At 64.8% G+C, this 889-nt stretch carries 2 protein-coding genes; both read right to left on the bottom strand.

Annotated elements, in window-relative coordinates:
* Positions 1–312, bottom strand: a 312-nt coding sequence (locus EN879_RS37440; protein WP_164774918.1) for an ATP-binding cassette domain-containing protein, incomplete at its 3' end; no start/stop codon positions are given.
* A gap of 96 nt (positions 313–408) precedes the next feature.
* Positions 409–889, bottom strand: a 481-nt coding sequence (locus tag EN879_RS37435; protein ID WP_164774917.1) for a substrate-binding domain-containing protein, incomplete at its 5' end; no start/stop codon positions are given.

Raw genomic sequence — 889 nt, 5'->3', positions numbered from 1 at the left:
GTTCTCGCACAGCGCCAGGTCCTGGAACACGGTGGCGATGCCGAGCGTCAGCGCGGCACTCGGATCGGCAAGTGTCACCTGCTTGCCGCGAAAACTGATCGTGCCTGAGCTCGGCTGATGCACGCCGGCCAGGATCTTGACCAGGGTCGACTTGCCGGCGCCATTGTCGCCGACCAGCGCCACCACTTCGCCTGCATGGACATCGAGATCGATGTCGGTGAGCGCCGAAACGGCGCCGAAATTCTTCGAAACGCCGCGCAGGCTGAGCACCAGCTCGCCTGCCGGAACCGGTTCGTCCGAGGTATCGGTCATGCCAGGAAGCCTTTCAAAACCGGTTCAAAAATTTCGCATGAGCGCTGCCTGGCCACCACGCGGGTGGCCAGGCAGCGGAGCGGGCAAGGGTCGCGGTCAGTTCCCGATGCCCAGCTTCTTGCAGCCTTCCGCGTAACGATCGACGCAGAGCTCGGCCGCGGTGTTGATCTTCTTGTCGATGATCTCGGCCTTCAGGTTTTCCTGCGTCACAACAGCCGGCGTGAACAGCTGCGAGGGCGTATCGTACAGCGTCATCTCGGCCTTAGGCGTCTCGCCAGAAAGTAGCTTGATGGCGATGTTGGCGGCGGCCGCCGCCACGATCTCGCTCGGCTTGGAGATGGTGTTGTACTGGTCGCCGGCGATGATCAGTTGCAGTGCCGCGATCGTCGCGTCATTGCCGGTCACCGGCGGCACCGGATCGACGCCGGCCGCCTTGAAGGCCGCGATGGCGCCGCCACCGGTGCCGTCATTGGCGGCAACCACGCCGAGGATTTTCGGGCCGAAGCGGGTGATCTGGCCGCCGGCCCATTGCTGCGCCTTCGGCGGCGCCCATTCCGGCGTGTCGTATTCGGCCAGG

Origin of the sequence: Mesorhizobium sp. M7A.F.Ca.AU.002.02.1.1 (assembly GCF_003998535.1) — a bacterium.
Lineage (GTDB): Bacteria > Pseudomonadota > Alphaproteobacteria > Rhizobiales > Rhizobiaceae > Mesorhizobium > Mesorhizobium ciceri.
This window is presented reverse-complemented; position numbering and strand designations above follow the sequence as displayed.